The following is a 21,499-nucleotide window of genomic DNA, read 5'->3' on the forward strand; positions in this document are numbered from 1 at the left end:
ATAATCTTTATAATCTGTCTATGAAATAATCAATGTTTCACGTGAATCATTATTTACCAACACAAAATTCTGAAAAAATAATATCAAGCAAATCTTCAACATCAATATCTCCTGTAATTTTCCCAAGAAAATCACTTGCACAACGGAGATGTTCTGCACGTAAACTGAGATCAAGGGAATGATAATTAAGAGAAAATTCAATCTCTTTAACAGCCTCCTTTAATAATTGAAGTTGCCTTTTACGTGCTGGAACAATATTTCCAATTTCAGAAGCACGATGATGACAAAATAATTCAAGTTCTTTTATAAAATAATCAAAATTTAAACCAGTTAATGCGGAAAATTGTATAGACCAACGCTGATCATTTTTTTCATAAAGATCAAGCTTATTGCCAACACACCATATTTCAGCCGATGTTTCTGGTAAATCAACTTGCTTAGGATTTCCTATATCATAAACCAAAATAACCAAATCAGCTTCCCTAACATGCTGTTTAGCAATTTCTATTCCCATCTGTTCTATTTTATTTTCTGTTTTTCTAAAACCAGCAGTATCGGTTAAAAAAACAGGTAAACCACCAAGAATAATTCTCATTTCTAAAGCATCACGGGTTGTTCCTGCTTCTTCCGTTACAATAGCAACAGATCTTCCTGAAAGACGATTCATAATGCTTGATTTTCCAGAATTTGGAGCACCAGCAATAACAATTTTTAATCCATCACGTAAAATACTCGCACGTTCTCCTTTAGTAATATATTCCCGAATAGAAGTACAAAGATCCTGAACATCTTTCCAAACTTTATCAGATATTGCGTTGGGAATATCTGCTTCATCAACAAAATCAAGTTCTGCCTCAATAAAAGCACGCGCCTTCATAAGCTTATGACGCCAATCACGATAAAGCGTCGTTAAATGTCCACTTGTACCCATAACAGCTAAACGCCGTTGGCTTTCCGTTTCTGCTTCTATTAAATCAGCAAGACCTTCTGCTTGAACAAGATCTAATTTTCCTTCCATAAAAGCACGACGTGAAAATTCACCTGCTTCTGCAATACGGCATCCAGAAAATGTCGACAATTCATCGAGAAAACGATTAACGACTGCTTTTCCTCCATGTAAATGGAATTCTGCACAATCTTCCCCCGTAAAACTATGAGGAGCAGGAAAAAAAACAGTTAAACCAGAATCTAAAAAACTACCATCACGAGCAGTAAGATTTCCATAATGCATAAAACGTGCTTTAGGTAAACGACCACAAAGCGTTTTAACTATATCCACAACATGAGGACCAGAAAGCCGAATGACTGCAACCCCTGAAGGTAACAATCCACTCGAAACAGCAAAGATTGTATCCACAGGTTTTATCCTAATAAAAACTTTAATGACTCTACGTATTCATTGAATCAAAAAATTCACTATTATTTTTTGTTTGCTTTAATTTATCAATCAAAAATTCAATTGCATCTGTTACATTCATAGATGCTAAAATACGACGAAGAACAAAAATTTTGTGTAAATCTTGTCGTTCTACCAGAAGTTCTTCCTTACGCGTTCCTGACTTTAAAATATCCATAGCAGGGAAAATACGTTTATCAGCAACTTTTCGATCAAGAACAATTTCCGAATTACCTGTTCCTTTAAATTCTTCAAAAATAACCTCATCCATACGACTTCCTGTATCAATCAAAGCCGTTGCAATAATGGTTAAAGATCCGCCTTCTTCAATATTACGTGCTGCACCAAAAAAACGCTTTGGACGCTGGAGGGCATTTGCATCCACACCACCTGTTAAAACTTTACCTGAAGAAGGAACAACTGTATTATATGCACGCCCAAGACGTGTAATAGAATCGAGAAGAATAACAACATCACGCCCATATTCAACAAGACGTTTGGCTTTTTCAATAACCATTTCTGCCACTTGTACGTGACGTATTGCAGGTTCATCAAAAGTAGAAGAAACCACTTCTCCTTTTACTGAACGCTGCATATCAGTAACTTCTTCTGGTCGTTCATCAATTAAAAGAACAATGAGATAACATTCAGGATGATTAGTGGTAATAGAATGAGCAATATTTTGAAGTAAAACTGTTTTTCCCGTCCGAGGAGGAGCTACAATTAACCCTCTTTGTCCTTTTCCCAATGGAGATATCAAATCAATCACGCGTGATGACATATCTTTCTCTGTAGGATCTTGTATTTCCATTTGGAAACGTTCATTTGAATAAAGAGGAGTAAGATTATCAAAGTGGATTTTATAACGAATCTTTTCAGGTTTTTCGAAATTAATTGTATTAATTTTAAGGAGAGCAAAATAACGTTCTCCCTCTTTTGGACTGCGTATGGGACCTTCAATTGTATCGCCTGTTTTTAAAGAAAACGACTGTATTTGTGCAGGTGAAAGATAAATATCATCAGGACCAGGAAGATAATTAGCATCAGCAGATCTCAAAAATCCAAATCCGTCTTGTAAAACTTCAACAACACCTTCTCCTATAATTTCAACGTCTTGTAGAGCAAGTTTTTTCAAGATAGCAAACATTAATTCTTGTTTGCGCATAAGGGAGGCATTTTCAACTTCTAATGTTTCAGCAAAAGAAACAAGCTCAACGGGATTTTTGCTTTTAAGTTCTTGTAGTTTCATTTTTTGCATGAAATATGCTCTTTGTAATTAAGGAGAAGATTGTTCTAAATAATTTATGGAAATTTATGAGTGAAATATTATTAAGAAAAAATATCCTACACTCAATTTTTTTAATCTGCAAGTACCATTTATATGAAATTTGTTCCTGTAATATTAAGTAATTATATGAAAAACTTGAAAAAATATAAAATCCAAATAGTATTTAATTATTTTAATAACAAAAATGTGAGTTAGTATTATAGCATTAATAAAATGCTATTCAAAAGTATTTTTTACAGAAATTTATATTAATAAATTTATATTAAAGAAAGGATTATTCTTATTTATAACTGTGTTTAGTGTGGATTATTATTTATCCTCAATTTTATCCACAAAAGGAACTGAAAAAAGAATAAAAATATCACTATCTTAAAGATATTATCCCCTCTTTTTTTATAAGAGGGATTAAATTATCACAAGCATTTAATTTGTGCATAAAAAAGGAGAATTTTTCATAAATTTTAGTTTTATAAAAAACGGTGAGGATATATACACATGTCTTAACAAGGAGTTAAAATTTTTGTGACAAAAGAAAAAAAATTCTTTCATTTACACATGCTTTCTGATGCAACAGGAGAAACATTAATTTCTGTTGGAAGAGCTGTAGCATCGCAATATGCAATGATTCAGGCAACAGAGCATATCTATCCTATGATTCGTAATAGAATACAGTTACAGAAAGCTCTTGATGAAATACAACAAGAGCCAGGTATTGTTCTTTACACAATGATTGATGAAGAACTTAAACTACTCCTTCAAAAAAAATGCAAAAAAATAGAAGTTCCCTGTATTGATATATTGCATCCTGTTTTAAATGCTTTTCAGTCTTACCTTGGAATGCCAACACATTTACGTGCGAGCGCACAACATGATCTTAATGCAGATTATTTTCGCCGTATTGAGGCACTGGATTTTACAATAGAGCATGATGATGGACAGTCTTCCAGTAGCTTATCCGAAGCAGATGTGATCCTTGTGGGAATTTCAAGAACCTCTAAAACACCAACAAGCATCTATTTAGCAAATCGCGGAATCAAAACGGCTAATGTTCCTCTTATTCCAGGAATTGATTTGCCAGAATCTCTTTTAGAGGTAAAAAATTCTTTAATTATTGGTTTAATTGCTTCAGCTGAAAGAATCTCACATATTCGTCAAAATAGAGATTTAGGAGAAGGTTTTGCTCTTGATAATTATACTAATCGTATCAACATAGCTGAAGAATTAATCCATGCAAAACGCATTTGCGAACGTTTTGGTTGGCCTATTATTGATGTCACAAGACGTTCTATTGAAGAAACTGCTGCTGCAATATTTGAACTGTTATCACGATTTCGTGAAGGAAATGAGAGAAAATTCTCATGAACGCAGATACTTTAATATTAGCATCTCTTAGTTTTTATCGTGCAAAATTATTAAAAAAAGCAGGCTTAAATTTTTCCATTGAAGGAGCTTCTTTTGATGAAAGAGAAGTAGAAAAAAAAGCAAAAGAAAAAACACCTAAAGAACTCAGCTGTTTTCTTGCGAGCGCAAAAGCAAAAAATGTTTCAGATCGTTTTCCTGATGCTTTCGTTATTGGTTGTGATCAAGTTCTTGATTTTGAAGGTCAAGTTTTTCACAAAGCAACAAATATTAAAGAAGCACATCAACGTTTATGTGAATTATCAGGAAAAACCCATTCTCTTCATAGTGCGGTAGCTTTATTTAAAAATGGTCAAAAAATTTGGGTTGAAGCTTTTAGTGCACATATGTCTGTTCGTTTACTCTCATCAGAATTTATTGAACGTTATTTAGCACGCGTAGGAAAAGATGTTTTAAACAGCGTGGGAGTATATCAAATTGAAGGAGAAGGAATTCATCTCTTTGAAAAAATTGAAGGAGATTTTTTTACCATTGTTGGTTTACCTTTGCTGCCTCTACTCATAAAACTGCGCCACTTAGGAATTATTGATGGTTGACTTAACAATAAAAAAAACAAATTATCCGCGTGCTTTTGTTGTTGGTTCTCCAATTCATCATTCAAAATCGCCAAGAATTCACAATTTTTGGCTTAAACAATATGGTTTACAAGGAGAATATCTTGCACAAGAAGTAACATCTGAAGAGTTCAGTCATTTTATTGCGTCTTTACAAAAAATAGGCTTTTGTGGAGGAAATGTTACTTTGCCTTATAAACAGGAAGCTTTTCGTTTAGCAGATTATAAAGATGAGAGAGCAACAATGATTGGTGCTGTTAATACACTTTGGTATGAAGGAGATAAGCTTTGTGCCACGAATAGTGATGCCTATGGTTTTAGCGCTAATCTTGATGATTTTGCATCTGATTGGGGAGGGGAAACAGCTCTTGTTTTTGGAGCAGGTGGTGCCGCACGCGCTATCATATATGCCTTAAAAAGACGCGGATTTGAACAGATTTATTTAATTAACCGTACAAAACAACGTGCTGATAATTTAGCTCAGCATTTTGGAAAAATCATTAAAGTTTACGATTGGCATAAAATCCATGAAATACTTCATCAAGCTGATTTGATTGTTAATACAACCTCTATTGGCATAAAAAGTCCAGAAGAAAAAAGTGATTCTTTTTTTTGCGATTTTCATAAAGCAAAAAAAACGGCATTAGTAACAGATATTATTTATACACCATTGATAACTCCTTTTTTACAACAGGCAAAGGCTTGTGATCTCAAGACGGTTGATGGACTTGGGATGCTTCTACATCAGGCTGTTATAGGGTTTGAACAGTGGTTCGGAATAAGACCACAGGTAACAAAAGCGTTACGGACAGCTATTTTAGAGGATATGAGTGAAAAAAGAGAATGAAGATCATAGGATTAACGGGATCAATTGCTATGGGAAAATCAACAGTTGCTGATTTTTTCAAGCAAGCGGGTATTTCTGTTTTTAGTGCTGATGAAGCAGTACAACAGCTTTATAAAAGTGAGCCAGCTTTGTCATTCATAGAGCGTATTTTTCCTGGTGTGGTTGAAAACGGAGAAGTTAACCGTTTGAAACTTTCTGAAATTTTGATTGATGATAAAGAAAAATTACAAACATTAGAAAAAATAATTCATCCTTTGGTGCAAGAAAAAGAAAGGGAATTTATTGATATAGCGCGTGAACAAGGGAAAAAATTAGTTATTCTTGATATTCCACTTCTGTTTGAAAAAAATGGTGAAAGTCGTGTGGATAGCGTTATTGTTGTTTCTGCTCCACCAGAAATACAAAAAGAACGTGTAATGATTCGCCAAGGTATGAATGAGAAAAAATTTGCCTTTATCAACGCTCAACAAATGCCAGATGAAAAAAAACGAGAACGCGCTGATTTTATTATTGATACAGGGAAAGATTTAGAGAATACACGTCAACAGGTTTTTGATGTGATAAAAAAATTGCTAAAGAATTAAAATTATGCGTGAAATTATTTTTGATACAGAAACAACAGGTTTAGATAAAGAGAAAGATCGCATAATCGAAATTGGTTGTGTAGAAATGGTTGATCGTTATCTCACAGGACGCCAATTTCATGTTTATTTAAACCCTGAAGGCGTTATTATTCCTGATGAAGTTGTAGCAATTCACGGATTAACCAATGAACGCTTGAAAAACGAGAAAAGTTTTAGTGATATTGTTGATGAATTTTTGGAATTTATCAAAGACGCGACAATGATTGCGCATAATGCGAGTTTTGATATTGGTTTTATTAATGCAGAATTAAAACGCGTCAACAAACCGCTTATCAGTGTTGATAATATTCTTGATACATTGGCTATGGCGCGGCGTAAATTTCCTATGGGTCCTAATTCTCTTGATATTTTATGCAAACGTTTTGGAATTGATAACAGCCATCGTGTTCTTCATGGTGCTTTGCTTGATGCAGAGATTCTAGCCGATGTTTATATTGAGCTCATCGGTGGAAAGCAAGGTGTATTGGGTTTTGATAACAGAAGGGGTATTGATGAACATATCCAGAACGATAAAGATACATCTTATGCCGTTAAAATTCGCCCGCAGGCTTTACCTTCAAGATTGAGTATGCAAGAAAAAAAGTTACACGCTGATTTTATCTACAAAATGGGTGAAAAAGCTCTGTGGAATAACTTCAAAATTCATGAATAACATCATCTTTTATCTAAAAGAGTCACGATTGAAATTAAAGAATATCGATGTCAAAAAAAACGGTCGTTGTGGGGAGGGGAACACCACAACGACCCTGTCGCTACATCGTACCTCAGCTATCATAGGAGGAGCAAAATGAAAGCTATTAATCCTGTAACAGCAAAGAAAAGCTCTAGGTACTTAATATAAAGTGCAACGACTTCACATCTTATGAAGAGAAAAAATGGCTTTTTAGAGGCAAAGTGAAAAAATATATAAGGGTAATTTGTTTTTTTAGCTGAAATGGAGAAAAAATTGTCATGAAAGCAACAGATCATCTTTTTTTGGTTGACGGATCAGGCTATATTTTTCGTGCTTATTATGCTTTGCCGCCTTTAAAACGTAAAAAGGATGGACTTCCTGTAGGAGCAGTAGCTGGTTTTTGCAATATGTTATGGAAATTACTTTGTGATGCTCGTAATACAGCTACGGGTGTTGTTCCAACACATTTTGCTGTTATTTTTGATTATTCATCTGATACTTTTCGGAAACAAATTTATCCTGAATATAAAGCGAATCGCGTTGAACCTCCTGAAGATCTAATTCCTCAATTCGCGCTAATACGCCAAGCAACGAAGGCTTTTAATTTGCCTTGTATTGAAAAGGAAGGCTTTGAAGCGGATGATTTAATTGCTACCTATGCAAAGTTGGCAACAAAGGTTGGGGCAAAAACAACCATTATTTCTTCTGATAAGGATCTTATGCAACTCGTAAATACGCATGTATCTTTGTATGATGGAATGAAAGATAAGCATATAGGTATCTCAGAAGTTATAGAAAAATGGGGTGTTGCGCCTGAAAAAATGATTGATTTACAAGCATTAATTGGAGATTCAACGGATAATGTACCGGGTATTCCAAGCATTGGTCCAAAAACTGCAGCTCAGTTGTTAAATGAATTTGGTTCTCTTGATCTTTTATTGCAAAACGTAACAGAAATTAAACAAACAAAACGACGTGAAAACATTCAAGCTTATAGAGAACAAGTTAAAATATCTCGTGAACTTGTCAGGCTTAAAACAGATGTTCCTATAGATAATGATTTAGATGATTTTATTTTGGAGCCACAAGATGGTCCACGTTTAATTGCTTTTTTGAAAGCGATGGAGTTTTCAACATTAACGCGTCGCGTGGCAGAGGCAACAACATGCGATGCAGCTGTTATTGACGCACTTGATATAGATGTTGAATGGGAAAAACTAAGCCCTAGGAATGATTCTGATATCAGGCATGATTCTGATATCAAGAATACTGAGCGCGCATCCCTTCATAATTTTTCTGAAAATTCTCCACAAGTTTTTGCACAAGAACGTAAAGATCAAGCGCTGACTCAAAAAATTACAAGAGATGCTTATACAACAATTCTTGATGAGGAAATTTTAAAAGACTGGTTATCACAAGCACAAGAGCAGGGTTTTTTCGCTTTTGATACTAAAACAACATCTCTTGATCCGATGCAAGCAAAGCTTGTTGGTTTTTCACTCGCATTACAGCCGGAAAAAGCAGCTTATATACCTCTTGAACATTTTGATGAAGGAGAAGAGGACCTTTTGAGGGGCGGGCGCATTGCTTCACAGATTGGGGCTCGAAAAGCTTTAGCACTTTTAAAACCGATATTAGAAGATTCAGCGGTGTTAAAAATTGGTCATAATATAAAATATGATTGGTTGGTGATGAAGCAATACGACATTATGATAAGCTCTTTTGACGATACCATGCTTTTATCATATGCTTTTGATGCTGGAATGTTAACCCATAATATGGATGATTTGTCTGAACGTTGGCTTGAGCATAAACCAATTGCCTATAAAGATTTAACGCATAACGGGAAAAAAATTACTTCTTTTGCACAAGTAGATTTAAAACAAGCAACCCTTTATGCGGCGGAAGATGCTGATATAAAGCTACGTCTTTGGCAAGTATTGAAACCGCAACTTGTTGCTCGTGGAATGACAAAAATTTATGAGCGTCTTGATCGACCTCTTGTAGAAGTTCTTGCAAGAATGGAAGAACGGGGGATTCTTATTGATCGGCAGATTTTATTGCGTCTTTCAGGAGAGTTGGCACAAGCTGCTTTGATTCTAGAAGAGGAAATTTACAAACAAGCTGATGAAAAGTTTAATCTTGCTTCGCCAAAGCAATTAGGGGATATCCTTTTTGGCAAAATGGGATTGCCTGGAGGCGCTAAAACAAAGGGTGGACAATGGTCAACTTCTGCACAGACCTTAGAAGAGTTGGCTGCTGAAGGTCATATTTTACCGCGTAAAATTATTGAGTGGCGTCAACTTTCAAAGCTAAAATCTACCTATACAGATGCCTTGCCTTCTTATATTTTTTCAAAAACAGGGCGAGTTCACACGAATTATTCTTTGGCAATAACATCAACAGGTCGGTTATCATCATCAGAGCCAAATTTGCAAAATATTCCAGTGCGAACTGCTGAAGGACGTAAAATTCGAACAGCTTTTATTGCTCCCAAAGGACATGTGTTACTTTCTGCTGATTATAGTCAGATTGAGTTGCGCATTCTTGCACATATTGCGGATATAAAAGCATTAAAAGAAGCTTTTGCTAAAGGGCATGATATTCACGCTATAACGGCATCACAAATGTTTGGTGTTGCGATAGAAGGAATGCATTCAGATATACGACGGCGTGCAAAAGCGATTAATTTTGGTATTATTTATGGTATTTCAGCTTTTGGATTAGCCAATCAGTTGGGAATTTCACGCCAAGAAGCGGGTCGTTATATTCAACTGTATTTTGAAAGATTTCCAGGAATTAAAGATTATATGGAGAAGACCAAAATCTTTGCACGTGAAAATGGTTATGTAGAAACAATTTTTGGACGTCGTATCCATTATCCAGAAATAAAAGCAAAGAATGTAAAAATTCGTTCTCTTAATGAGCGGGCAGCTATCAATGCTCCAATTCAAGGTTCTGCAGCCGATATTATTCGCCGCGCTATGATACATATGGAAGATGCTTTAAAAGCAGAAAAACTATCAGCAAAAATGTTGCTGCAAGTTCATGATGAACTGATTTTTGAAGTACCAGAAGAAGAAAGTAAAAAAACCATGACTGTTGTTAAAAATGTTATGGAAAATGCTACAATACCGGTTTTATCTTTATCTGTCCCGCTTGAAGTAAAAGTTATGACGGCTCAAAATTGGGATAAGGCACATTAATTTTTTTATTTATTTTTAAGAATATTGATTGCGTTGGAAAGATTAAGATAGGCTTTGATAGGCAAATGATCTGAAGCAATGCGTGCAAGTGGTGAATAATGATTTTCAATACTTGTTACCAATTGGTGGGGAAAAGAAAAAACTCTATCAAGGGCTAACAAAGGAAAACGAGAGGGAAAGCTTGGTACAACTTCAAAAGTGCTATCAAAATAGGGAAAAAAATGATTTAAAGATGAGCCTTTTCCCATTCGCCATTCATTAAAATCTCCTATGAGGAGTGTAGGCATAAGGGGGCGTTTTTGGAAAATTTCAAGGAGCATTTTTGTTTGTTGTTTACGAGAGTAACGTAATAATCCAAAATGAGCCGCAATAATACGAATAGGTCCTGCTGCCATTTCCAACTCTACAATTACAGCCCCACGTGGTTCAATACTAGGAAGAGTGACTTGTAAAGTATCACGTACATATCCCTTTCGCAAAAAAAGAGCATTCCCATGCCAACCATGGCCATGAGGTGACATAGTATTAAGAGGTACAGGAATCAAACCGGTTTCAGCTTTTAATAGCTGAAGATTAATCAAACCGATGCGTTCCCCAAAACGTTTATCTGCTTCTTGAAGAGCAAGGATATCAACTTGTAATTCAGTAATAACACGGACAATTCTTGTAGGATTAAAAACTTTATCAACACCTACACATTTATGCACATTATAGGAAGCAACGGTCAGATCATAATTACTATTTTGATTGACAATGTTTGATTGATGATGAGAGCGGCTATGAATTGTATTTAAAAAGGAGCTATGGAGTTTTTGTTGGATAAAACCGGTAAACCAAGGGAATTTTTGCTTATAAGGGATTTTTGTCATTTTGCGAAAAGAATAGTTTCTAAGAAGCAGAGGGTAAAGATTTACACTAAAAACAAAAGAACCTTGTTTCTAAAAGAAACAAGGTTCTTTAATTAAGTAATGATTTTTGCAATCAATCACGGTTTGAGCCAAGAAACTGTAGCAAGAAGACAAACATATTGATGAAATCAAGATAAAGATTCAGCGCGCCCATAATAACTTTACGTCCTCTGGTATCGCTTTCATCTCCTTCATAATACATCAACTTAATGCTCTGGGTGTCGTAGGCTGTTAAACCAGCAAAGATAAAAACACCAATCACAGAGATAGCAAACTGCAAAGCGCTTGATCCAAGAAAAATGTTCACAATCATGGAAAGCAACAAGCCGATCAATCCAATGAATAAGAATGAACCGATTGCTGTGAGATCACGCTTTGTTGTGTATCCATAAAGTGAAAGAGCTCCAAAAGTTGCGGCGGAAATGACAAAGGTTTGCACAACACTTTCTGTCGTATAGCGCAAAACGATTGAAGACAGTGAAAGACCAACCAGAGCAGCATAACCAAAAAAGAGACTACGAGCAGCATTTGTGCTCAATGTATTAATTTTAAAACTGAGAAATAAGACTGCTATGAGTGGTGCAAACATAACAATATAAGAGAATGGCGATGTATAAAATGTTACTCCAAATGGTGTTAGATAAACACTGCTATTGATTTGAGCTGCTGCTTGGCTCATATCTGTTGTCGTTGCTAATGATACAATTGCATAAGCGGCAGCAGCTGTAATAAGCAAACCAATGGCCATTGCATTGTAGACACCCAACATATAGTCGCGTAATCCCTGATCAATTGATGCATCGGCATGAGAAGCAGGTGCCGAACGTAAATCTTTAAAATTAGCCATAATATAAAATCCTTTAGCATATGTTCTGTCAGGTATAGGGCTTTAAAGGTGTCTCTGTCATTACACAGATAAGCTTGGTATAAGCCTTAATTGGGCAAATACAAAAACCCTTAAGAATCACTGACAGAATTCCAGCATATATGCTCTTATTATGGAGATTTATTTAAAAATTACAAGAGATTTATATGAAGAAGGAACCTTACAAATTGGTAAGGAAATAGTTCATTTTAATAAAAAATATTTCCATTTTTTGCCATATTTTTGCAAGATAAAAAGACTATACTTAAAAACTTTTCTATTTTCACAGAAACTATGTAATACAATCCCTTATAAAATATTCACTATTTTTGCGTTTATGAGAAGAGCGGCAAGTATCATCACACTATTTCAACCTCCAATATTGCATCTGTTTTGCACGGTTATAAGAGCTATTGAATTGGATTTTTTATAATATATTGATGTATAATGATAAATTGTCTTTTTGAATGCTAAATGATACTCCGAATATCGCAAGATTCTCTGGTTGAAAATCTGTTCATATTAAATCAATCAAGATTATTGACTTGCTTGTGTCTTGCAAGAGATATGGTTTTAATGGATTCAACATGAACAGATTCCAAATAAAAGGGATTTAGAATAGTAAGGGCTTTTATTCAATATGAAAAACGGTAATTTATATTTATAATCAATATGTTGCTTTAACAAGACACTATTGAAAATAGTTGAAAAAATGTTTTTTATTAAACAATATATAAAATAAAAAAGGAGAGTTTTTAAACGAAGCACTTAAGAAAGGCTCTGTAAAATCGATATCTGTAAAAACTAAAAAACATACGAAAAGCAATTGTTCTAATCAAATAAACAGAACTTCGAATGCTGTGAAATGTCTCATCAAAAATTGTGATGTAGGACACATGGATAAAAAATATTGATTCTATTTGAGTTCATTTCTTTTGCACTAACTAAGTGTAGAAATGTAAAGTTGAAAAGAAAGTAAGATCTTATAGTCCCATGAAGAGAAACACGTGAAATGACGAGCAACAAGAATTGATTAAGAGAAATCAATGCGTAATCAGACTTGTGATGGTCAATAATCTCTGTTTTCTAAGGCACTGAACATATCAGTGAGAAGATGTACTATTGGAATGACGCCTTGCTTTCATCCAAGTACGCAATTCTTCAATAAGGATGGCAATAACACCGAGAGTGATAAAACTATCTGCAAGGTTGAAAATAGCAAAATAAAAAATATCATCAATATGAAAAAGTATATAATCAGTGACATGATGAAAGCGAATACGATCAATGAGATTGCCGATGGCTCCCCCAATAATAAGAATAAGGCCAAAGCGCATTAAAGACTTATTATATTCAGTATTTTTCCATAACCATAGAAGAAAGATAATCACAATGATCGTGATGGCGATGATTCCCCACTGAGAAAAGGAAGAAAAAAACGAAAATGCAATGCCAGAATTGCGCACATGATAAAGGGAAAGAAAAGGAATAAGCGAAATTTCTGTTCCTAAAGGCATATTGTGCATAACCCAGTATTTGACAGCTTGATCAAGTACTACTGTAAAAGCCAAGCCCAAGAGAAGAAAAGGGAGTGATTTACGAATCATGTTTTTCCTCACATGGTTCAAGTATTAAATAGGGGCGACGGATTTCATAAAGCATAACAGCTGTTGCTACAGCTAGATTAAGCGAGTCTGCTCGTCCGCTTTGTGGAATACGCGTAAGTTTATCACACCGATTCGTAAGAAGATCTGATAATCCCTGTTTTTCATTCCCCATTAAAAGGATAATAGGGCCATTTTTGAAGTCAAGTGTGCGATAATCCAGAGAACCTTTGAGGTGTGTTCCAACAATCATACCTTTAAAGTGAGAAGACCAGTTTAAAAAGCCGTTTTCATCAAAACGATAAAGTGGTACAGAGAAAATAGATCCCATGGTTGCGCGGACTGTTTCAGGCGAGAAAGGGTCTGTTGTCTCGCCAATTAAAATAACACCTTTAGCACCTACAGCATCAGCGGTTCGAATAATGGTACCAAGGTTTCCAGGATCACGTACACGATCAAGCGCGATGTAAACATCTTTAATCTGCCTTTTTATCATTTCAAAAGAGTGCCATTTTTGCTTGAAAATACCAATAACTGTTTGTGGATTATCGCGTCGGGTAAGTGATTCCATAACCTTTTGTGAGGCTTTAATAACAAAACCACCGTTGGCTACAGCACGTGCGGCAGTATTTTCGATAGTAGCATTACCGATTTCACTTTTAGAAAAAATAAGCGTCTGTATTGTCCAGCCAAGATTGAGAGCATCAATGACCAATTTCAATCCTTCTGCCATGAAAAGACCTTCTCTATTACGGTTTTTCTTTTGGCTAAGTGCTTTAAGATTTTTTATGATGGGGTTGCTAAGAGAGGTAATTTCTTTCACTCTACCAGTTTTGGGTCTACACATATTCAAGCAATCCAACGGCTAAAAAGAGAAGTAGAAAGAGCACGTCCTGCAACTTCTTCACGCAAAATGAGTTCTCCTGATTCGACCGTACCACCAAGATTTACAAATGCATCACGCATTAAAGCATGAAGTGCAAAGAAGGAAGCACGAATAGAATAAGCTGTAAGGACAACAGAGAGCGGTTTATCAGAGAGAAGTTTACGACAATTTGTGATCATGGCGGGTAAATGATCAAACAGTTGCCAAATTTCACCATGGGGTCCACGCCCATAAGCAGGGGGATCAAGAAGAATCATATCATAGCTTTTTTTACGACGCAGTTCACGCTCGACAAATTTCATAGCATCATCGCAAATCCAGCGAATAGAATGATCTGGTAATCCTGCTCTTTCTTGATTAGCTTTTGCCCACGCAATGGCTTTTTTAGAAGCATCAACATGGGTAACATTCGCACCCGCTCGTGCTCCAATCAAAGAGGCAATACCTGTATAGCCAAAAAGATTCAACAATTTTATAGGGCGTTCGGCTTTAACAATTTGTTCTTCCATAGAGCGCCAATGGGCATCTTGTTCAGGAAAAACCCCCACATGACGAAAGGAAGTAAAACGGCCTAGAAAAGACAATCCATTCCAAGCAAGAACCCATGTTTCATCAAGTGGCTTTTTAGGAAAATGCCAACGCCCAACCCCTTCTTCATCAAGGTTTCCTGTGAAAATAGCATCAACATCAGCCCATTGTTTTTGTGGTAAAGCGGGTTTCCATAGTGCTTGACCTTCTGGTCGAATAATGCGGTAAGCTCCATAACGTTCTAATTTTTGTCCATGACCAGAATCAATGAGAGCATAGTTTTCGCTTATACCCGTTTCTAAAATAAGGGGCAGCTTTTCCTGCGGATATCTATTGTTATGGGAGAATTGAAAGCATTGTGCAGGCATGTTTTGTATCACGGTATATGAGGTATAAAAATATATTATAAAGCTCTTAAATGTTTCGTAAAAGTGCAAAAAAGCTAAAGTCAATTAAAACAATGTATAAAAAAAAAGAAAAAGAGCACTTTTAACTCTGTACTGAATATAGAATACAGAGAGAAAAGATTTCATTTAAATACCATTACACCAAATTTGTGATAGATGTTTTCAATTTTTCAATCTCGGCTTTACTTTTTTTGAGAGCTTTTTTGTATTTGTGATAGGAAAACCAACTGATCAGATTTCCTAATAAAATACCAAAACCAAAGAAGATAAAGAGCCATATAAAGAGGGGAGCATGATAAGTAAAACTTTCAGGATTTGCTCGAAAAGGATCAAGGGTTAACGGAACCATTTGACGATTAGCCACGATAAAAACAATCAAAACCGCTGCGAGAATCACACCGATACTTGTTAGAAGAATACGTTTAATAATCATAAGTTTCTCACTGATTAAGACGGTCGCGTAAATCCTTGCCAGTTTTAAAAAAAGGAATCCACTTTTCTTCAACAGAAACGGCTTCACCTGTTCGTGGATTACGTCCATTACGGGCTGAACGGCTTTTTACAGAAAAAGCTCCAAATCCACGAAGTTCAACGCGATTGCCATTTGCAAGTGCTGTTGCAATTTCCTCAAAAATAGCGTTTACAATATTCTCCACATCCCGTTGAAAAAGATGCGGGTTATGACGAGCGATAATTTGCACAAGCTCTGATTTTACCACAATAGCCTCACTTTCACACAAAAAAATTTTGTAATTGTGCACTCCATGCATATTACAATATATAAACGGATAAAAGCAAAATAAAATCAAGAAAAAACAAATTGCAAGAAACAAAATTTGAAAATACCTTCTATAAAGGGTATACAGATTAAAAATGCGGAGGATTTAAGAGATCAGGAGAGTATGTCCGTACACAATCATTATAAAGCCTTTTCAACGCAATCATCTTTTGGAGATGTTTTAAAAAAAGCATCCCGTCATTCGCGTCGCATTAGCATATTAAAAATTTTTTTACCTATCTTAGCGTTGATTTCAGCGCTGGTTTTTTGCTGGTTTACGTTTTTCTTGGTTCCCGTTACTTCTGATTCTATGCCTTTGAATAATGGAGAAAGTGGCGTGATGAATTTGACGATGCTCAATCCAAAATTAGAAGGGTATACGCGTGCTCATGAACCTTATTGGCTTAAAGCAGAAAAGGCATTTCAAGATCATACCCACGCTGGAATGATTGGGTTGCAAAACATTACAGCTAGAGCATTTATGGGCCAACAAAGACAGATTTTTCTCGCAGCACAAGGGGGGGTTTACGATAACATTAATGGTTTTTTACAGTTGGACAAGCCATTCACCATTATGACGAATGATGGGATGATGGTACAATTTATGTCAGCTAGTATTAACTTATCCGAGGGACAGTTAAAAACAGATCAACGTGTTAATATTCAGCAAGCCGGTTTTCATCTTGCCGCAAACGCCTTACAAATTCGAGAAAAAGGAAAAAACATGTATTTCCATGGTGGTGTGCATTTAGTGCTTCAAAAGCAATAACGCAATATCAATACAAATCTTTAAAGGATATTTATAAAGAGAAGTATGTGTATATACAAACAAAAGAATTGAAATAATGAAATCGTACAAAAGATGGATAGGTGTGATGTTGGCTTTTAGCATGGGAATGTTAGGAGAAGGAGCAGTTTTAGGATATGCTGAAGTGGCCCATTTTGGAATAAGTCTATCAAGCGATAAAGAACCGGTAGAACTTCATGCAGATTCTTTGGAAATACGTGATAAAGAAGGGATAGCGCTTTTTAAGGGTGATGTTTCAGTGGTACAAGGTGAACGTCTTTTAAAAACGGCAGAATTAGTTGTTTACTACGATAAAGCATATAAAGAAATTGATAAAAACAAGGAAGATACAAAGGCATCATCTGTTTCTTTATTTGGTTCGTCGAGTATACAAAAAATGGAAGCTTTGGGAAAAGTTTATATAAAAATTGCTACTCAAGTTGCTACGGGTGATAAAGGCGTTTTTGATGGAAAGTCAAAAATGATGAGTTTGACAGGGAATCATGTTGTGTTAACTGATGGTGACAATGTGGCAACGGGGTGCAAACTAACGGCAAATATGGAAAGCGGAAAGGCTTTTTTAGAAGGTTGTGAGACGCCTAAGAAAAAAGGTCGTGTTTCTATTATTTTAAAACAAAATCAAAAGAATGGCCATTAAGATTTCATGTTTGGAATCAAAAGAAAAAAACAGACCGATAGGTATAATCTTGAAAGTGAAGCTTCAAAAAATCCCTTAAAAGGGACCTTGATTGCCAGTAATTTGATTAAAGTTTATCGAGGAAGACGAACTGTTAATGGTGTTTCTTTTGGCATTCGTACGGGAGAAGCCGTTGGCATTTTAGGGCCCAATGGGGCAGGTAAAACAACTTGTTTTTATATGGTGACAGGGCTTATAAAATCTGATGGAGGATCCATTAAAATTGATGGATTTGATATTACGCATCTTCCGATGTATCGACGTGCGCGTTTAGGTATTGGATATCTTCCACAGGAAGCGTCTATTTTTCGTGGTCTTTCAGTAGAAAATAACATTAAAGCTGTTTTAGAGGTCGTTGAAAAAGATCGCCTTAAACAACGTGAAGAGTTAGATAGCCTTTTACATGAATTTAAAATTGATCATTTACGTAAAATGTCTGCACTTTCGTTATCTGGAGGTGAACGTCGGCGACTTGAAATTGCGCGCGCTTTAGCTTCTCGTCCCCATTTTATGTTACTTGATGAACCATTTGCAGGAATTGATCCTATCGCTATTTTCGATATTCAACAACTTATTCGTCATTTAACGAGGCGTGGCATTGGTGTTTTAATAACGGATCATAATGTGCGTGAGACATTAGGGCTTGTCGATCGCGCTTATATTATTCATACAGGGCGGGTGTTAGTTCACGGTTGTCCTAACGATATTATCAACAACGTTGATGTACGCAGAATTTATTTGGGAAATCAGTTTTCTCTTTGATTTTACAGCTTTCACGAGTTTCCATTTAAGTTTAACCAAACATTATTACTGAAAATTTCCTTATTTATGCCAAAACTTCTTTTATGACTATAACCTTAATGTTGTTATTGAGTGGTGAAAAAGGCTTCATCATTAGAGGTTAGTTTGTTGTTTTATAAGTTTAGCTTACTCATAATTGTATCATAGATAAAGATATCACTAGATTAACGTGATAATGAGTGATAAACGAAGCTCTCAATAAATGCGTGTGTTATTGAAAGGTAAGAGATATTTATCATATTTTTCTCTGTCGAATCAAAAAATATATCGATGATGCTGTTTTAGGTATTTTAATGGGAGCACCGGTTTATATATTGCGGTTATTCAATAGGAGTTGTCGTATTTTATTGGTTTATATCGCCTATTTGAAAATAGGAGCTTGGCTACAGATATCAGGCTAAATCTATAAATCTTTTAAAATAATCATTAAATTTCTAAAAATCTTTATATTCTTGTTATAAGTCGATGTTCAAGCTATACAGTAATTTTCAAAGTAAAGGTCCATTTTGCTCAGTATGCTTTTCATCTTAATTTAAGGGCTCATTTTTAAAGAAAGAAAAACTTTGATGGCGGATTATACATCAAACTCTTATGACAAGTTTAATAAATTTATGAATAATGGCCTTTTCTAGAGTCGTAAGGAAATTAACTTTATGAACAACTTCATTTCCTTGGTTTCTCATGCCGTTAATGATGATCCGAATACTATTTATTATTGTTTTAGAAGTGATATGAGATGTATTGAGCCATCACCTATTATAAATTGAAAAGTAAAAACACATGCGATGTTGCGAAAAGTGAAAGAACATTAAGTATCTATAGCGTTTATAGGTTTATTGATGAGCATTTTAGCGTGTAAGAGGAAAATTAAAGTATGAATTTGAGTGAGTTAATAGCACCGGAAGCGATCATTCCGGCTCTTAAGGCTAATTCGAAAAAACAGGTTCTGCAAATTTTAGCCGAAAAAGCTTCCAAGCTAACAGGTCTTAGTGAGCATGTGATTTTTGATGTTGTTTTACAACGCGAGAAGCTTGGTTCAACGGGTTTGGGTGGAGGTATTGCGATTCCTCATGGAAAATTACCTGATATTAATCGGATCATTGGTATATTTGCACGTCTTGAAAGTCCTGTTGATTTTGAAGCTCTTGACGACGAACCTATAGATCTCGTTTTTCTCCTTTTAGCACCTGAAAATGCTGGTGCAGATCACTTAAAAGCTTTATCACAGATCGCACGTGTTTTGCGTCACACTGATGTTGTACAAAAGTTGCGCAGTACGCATAATGCCAATGCGCTTTATGCTTTATTGATTCAAACTTCAGAATCAAATGCAGCTTAAAAGTTATTATGAGCGTATAAATTGCGAGGTATGCACTACAGAGCGTAGGAAATAATATAATTTGCATCTTAAGACTAATAACAAAAGGTTATGTCATGAGATTTAAGAAAATTACTTCTAATTGAACCTTCTTTTTAAAGAGCAACCAACAAAAACGAAGGGCTTTTCCTTTCTTGTTCTCGTATATTAAAGCATCTAATTATTATGTTCGTGGATTCTTTTATCCTGTTATACTGTAAAAACACTATCATTTGAGATATGGTGAGATAAATTCTGTAAGTCTTCTTAATATATTAAGTGCTTTTAGAGTGCGTGGTAAATATTTTTAAACAGGACTTGTCTGTAGAGCCTTTAGTTAAGTGAATCACATGAGTGGGAAGAAAAGAGGAGATTGCTCGACAAGAATCCAAACTTTTTCAGTCCAGATTGGATTAAGAATCTTCGTCCTTTGAAAGCGGGAAAGAAATCAACAGAAAAGTTTATTTGTGCATTGAATTTTTTTGTAAGTTGAGTTTGAGTGTTTAGGGATAATATTTTAATGCTCAAGAAGAAATAAGAGATATATTGTATCTTCAGTATAGCAAGATATTGATTTTAAATATAATTCACTATTTCGCATGTTAGATGAGAGATCCGAATATTGTAAAATTCTCTCATTCCAAACTTGCTTATGTTGAATCAATCAAAACCATTTCCTTGCACGTTGTAAACGGAATTAGCGTGTGGATAAAAACTGTACAAGAAAGGGGTAAAAATGCTTCCTATGAATCGTCTCAAGTATCGAGAGTTGTAGCAAAACATTGGGAGCTGGAAAATAGTGTTATGGTGCCAGCTTTCTTCTTCACAAGTGGAGAGATCAACTATTTTATAGATATGATTTAGATGTCTGCTGTTGTATAGAGCTCATGCTAAAGAACAATTTTGTACGGTAAGAATGAAAATTATACCTTTAGGTTGGGTGAAAGAGTTTTTATGCATAGGAAGATTTATTTAAGTGTCTTTAATTGATTAAAATATTTCTTAAAAAACGGTAATGTTAGAACTGCTATAGAAAAAAGTTTTATATTTCTTTTTATAAATTACTTAGAAATAAGATAAGGAGACTTTCCCAAAGAATTCTTAAGAAGTTTTTTATAACAGAAAGAAAAATATCGTCTAATACATTAAAATAATACGATTAAGCTATTATAAGCTACTAAAATCATTTTAGAAATTAATAATTGGAGATGAAATATATAGGGAAATAAGATCAAAAGAAACAAAATTGTATGTGATTATTGAGATAGAATCTAAATTCTTTATGTTTTATTATTAATATCTTGATAATATTTTATTATTTTTACAAGGTCTTTTGAAGATTGAGAAAAAGTGTTATCGGGACGATATTGAATACGAAATATGAATGCACTATAATGAGTAAAAGATGGAGTATTCTGCGAACATAAATGTATTGAATGCATAAAGTCGAGAAGTGATATTCGTAAGGCGATTAAGCTTTTTTGCGGGGAGTCTGGGGTGTATTTTCAAAATTTTGCATCAGATTGCTTGTGATATAAAGAGTATGGTTTATTTCTTAACAGAGTGATGGTATATTTTCATCTCGTTTTGAAGTTCTATAGCTTAAAGAAATCGTTTTTTATACAAAAACGAAATAAGTAGCGCAAAATGAAGATATTATTTTTTAATGTGGTTATTGAATAAGAAGTTTATGTTTTGGTAACGATTAAAAGGTCACAATGAAACGTAGAAATCTATTTTGATTAGTGTGAAAATATTTCGCTTATTGAAGGAATTAGGACAATAACACATGAATATCGAGGAGTTTTTGTTGAATTTTTCCAATGAAGAAAATCTTGTTAGAGACTAAAGAAG

At 34.9% G+C, this 21,499-nt stretch carries 19 protein-coding genes; 10 read left to right on the plus strand and 9 right to left on the minus strand.

Going from position 1 to position 21,499, the window contains the following annotated elements:
• Positions 1-49: 49 nt before the first annotated feature.
• Positions 50-1,357 carry a tRNA uridine-5-carboxymethylaminomethyl(34) synthesis GTPase MnmE gene (gene mnmE, locus ACFINL_RS00475; protein ID WP_375611341.1) on the minus strand — a complete coding sequence of 436 codons (1,308 nt, stop codon included), beginning with the start codon at positions 1,355-1,357 and terminating at the stop codon, positions 50-52.
• Between the two features lie 31 nt (positions 1,358-1,388).
• A complete protein-coding gene (gene rho, locus ACFINL_RS00480) occupies positions 1,389-2,654 on the minus strand; it encodes a transcription termination factor Rho (RefSeq protein WP_015857121.1) in 1,266 nt (421 codons plus the stop codon).
• A gap of 552 nt (positions 2,655-3,206) precedes the next feature.
• On the opposite strand from rho, the gene ACFINL_RS00485 reads away from it, so the two are divergent.
• The 6 genes from ACFINL_RS00485 (at position 3,207) to polA (ending at position 10,027) form a co-directional block, all read left to right on the plus strand.
• Complete coding sequence (locus ACFINL_RS00485) at positions 3,207-4,046, plus strand: pyruvate, water dikinase regulatory protein (protein WP_375612767.1); 840 nt, start codon at positions 3,207-3,209, stop codon at positions 4,044-4,046.
• Entirely contained in the window at positions 4,043-4,639 is a 597-nt protein-coding gene (locus tag ACFINL_RS00490) for a Maf family nucleotide pyrophosphatase (protein WP_375611343.1), read from the plus strand. The genes ACFINL_RS00485 and ACFINL_RS00490 overlap by 4 nt, the downstream gene beginning before the upstream one ends.
• Positions 4,632-5,504, plus strand: a complete 873-nt coding sequence (locus ACFINL_RS00495) for a shikimate dehydrogenase (protein WP_375648947.1) — start codon at positions 4,632-4,634, stop codon at positions 5,502-5,504. The genes ACFINL_RS00490 and ACFINL_RS00495 overlap by 8 nt, the downstream gene beginning before the upstream one ends.
• A complete protein-coding gene (gene coaE, locus ACFINL_RS00500; protein WP_375612770.1) occupies positions 5,501-6,088 on the plus strand; it encodes a dephospho-CoA kinase in 588 nt (195 codons plus the stop codon). The genes ACFINL_RS00495 and coaE overlap by 4 nt, the downstream gene beginning before the upstream one ends.
• Positions 6,089-6,092: 4 nt before the next feature.
• Complete coding sequence (gene dnaQ / locus ACFINL_RS00505) at positions 6,093-6,800, plus strand: DNA polymerase III subunit epsilon (protein ID WP_375629128.1); 708 nt, start codon at positions 6,093-6,095, stop codon at positions 6,798-6,800.
• Positions 6,801-7,099: 299 nt separating this feature from the next.
• Positions 7,100-10,027, plus strand: a complete 2,928-nt coding sequence (polA, locus tag ACFINL_RS00510) for a DNA polymerase I (protein WP_375648952.1) — start codon at positions 7,100-7,102, stop codon at positions 10,025-10,027.
• Positions 10,028-10,032: 5 nt separating this feature from the next.
• On the opposite strand, the gene ACFINL_RS00515 is transcribed toward polA, so the two are convergent.
• The 7 genes from ACFINL_RS00515 to ihfB all read right to left on the minus strand — a co-directional run bounded on the left by ACFINL_RS00515 (position 10,033) and on the right by ihfB (position 15,944).
• Entirely contained in the window at positions 10,033-10,896 is an 864-nt protein-coding gene (locus ACFINL_RS00515; RefSeq protein ID WP_375620887.1) for an endonuclease/exonuclease/phosphatase family protein, read from the minus strand.
• Between the two features lie 112 nt (positions 10,897-11,008).
• Positions 11,009-11,782: a Bax inhibitor-1/YccA family protein gene (locus ACFINL_RS00520; protein ID WP_375611347.1), complete on the minus strand. Its 774-nt coding sequence runs from the start codon at positions 11,780-11,782 to the stop codon at positions 11,009-11,011.
• Between the two features lie 1,121 nt (positions 11,783-12,903).
• Positions 12,904-13,407, minus strand: a complete 504-nt coding sequence (gene lspA / locus ACFINL_RS00525; RefSeq protein ID WP_375611348.1) for a signal peptidase II — start codon at positions 13,405-13,407, stop codon at positions 12,904-12,906.
• Entirely contained in the window at positions 13,397-14,251 is an 855-nt protein-coding gene (locus ACFINL_RS00530) for a TrmH family RNA methyltransferase (RefSeq protein WP_375648959.1), read from the minus strand. Before ACFINL_RS00530 ends, lspA begins: the two co-directional genes overlap by 11 nt.
• 2 nt (positions 14,252-14,253) lie before the next feature.
• Complete coding sequence (locus ACFINL_RS00535) at positions 14,254-15,186, minus strand: class I SAM-dependent methyltransferase (protein ID WP_375611350.1); 933 nt, start codon at positions 15,184-15,186, stop codon at positions 14,254-14,256.
• Positions 15,187-15,361: 175 nt separating this feature from the next.
• Positions 15,362-15,658 carry a lipopolysaccharide assembly protein LapA domain-containing protein gene (locus tag ACFINL_RS00540; protein WP_273790185.1) on the minus strand — a complete coding sequence of 99 codons (297 nt, stop codon included), beginning with the start codon at positions 15,656-15,658 and terminating at the stop codon, positions 15,362-15,364.
• Positions 15,659-15,665: 7 nt separating this feature from the next.
• Complete coding sequence (ihfB, locus tag ACFINL_RS00545; RefSeq protein ID WP_273790186.1) at positions 15,666-15,944, minus strand: integration host factor subunit beta; 279 nt, start codon at positions 15,942-15,944, stop codon at positions 15,666-15,668.
• A 183-nt stretch (positions 15,945-16,127) separates the two neighbouring features.
• Here ihfB and lptC point away from each other — a divergent pair, with 183 nt between their 5' ends.
• The 4 genes from lptC (at position 16,128) to ptsN (ending at position 19,627) form a co-directional block, all read left to right on the plus strand.
• Entirely contained in the window at positions 16,128-16,772 is a 645-nt protein-coding gene (gene lptC, locus ACFINL_RS00550) for an LPS export ABC transporter periplasmic protein LptC (protein WP_375648967.1), read from the plus strand.
• 76 nt (positions 16,773-16,848) lie between these two features.
• Positions 16,849-17,448 carry an LptA/OstA family protein gene (locus tag ACFINL_RS00555; protein ID WP_375612778.1) on the plus strand — a complete coding sequence of 200 codons (600 nt, stop codon included), beginning with the start codon at positions 16,849-16,851 and terminating at the stop codon, positions 17,446-17,448.
• Positions 17,449-17,454: 6 nt separating this feature from the next.
• Positions 17,455-18,249, plus strand: coding sequence for an LPS export ABC transporter ATP-binding protein (gene lptB, locus ACFINL_RS00560; RefSeq protein ID WP_012754448.1), 795 nt, complete (start codon positions 17,455-17,457; stop codon positions 18,247-18,249).
• 913 nt (positions 18,250-19,162) lie between these two features.
• Complete coding sequence (gene ptsN / locus ACFINL_RS00565; protein WP_375611353.1) at positions 19,163-19,627, plus strand: PTS IIA-like nitrogen regulatory protein PtsN; 465 nt, start codon at positions 19,163-19,165, stop codon at positions 19,625-19,627.
• Positions 19,628-21,499 lie beyond the last annotated feature (1,872 nt).

It is taken from the genome of Bartonella sp. AA78NXGY, from assembly GCF_042197005.1.
Lineage (GTDB): Bacteria > Pseudomonadota > Alphaproteobacteria > Rhizobiales > Rhizobiaceae > Bartonella.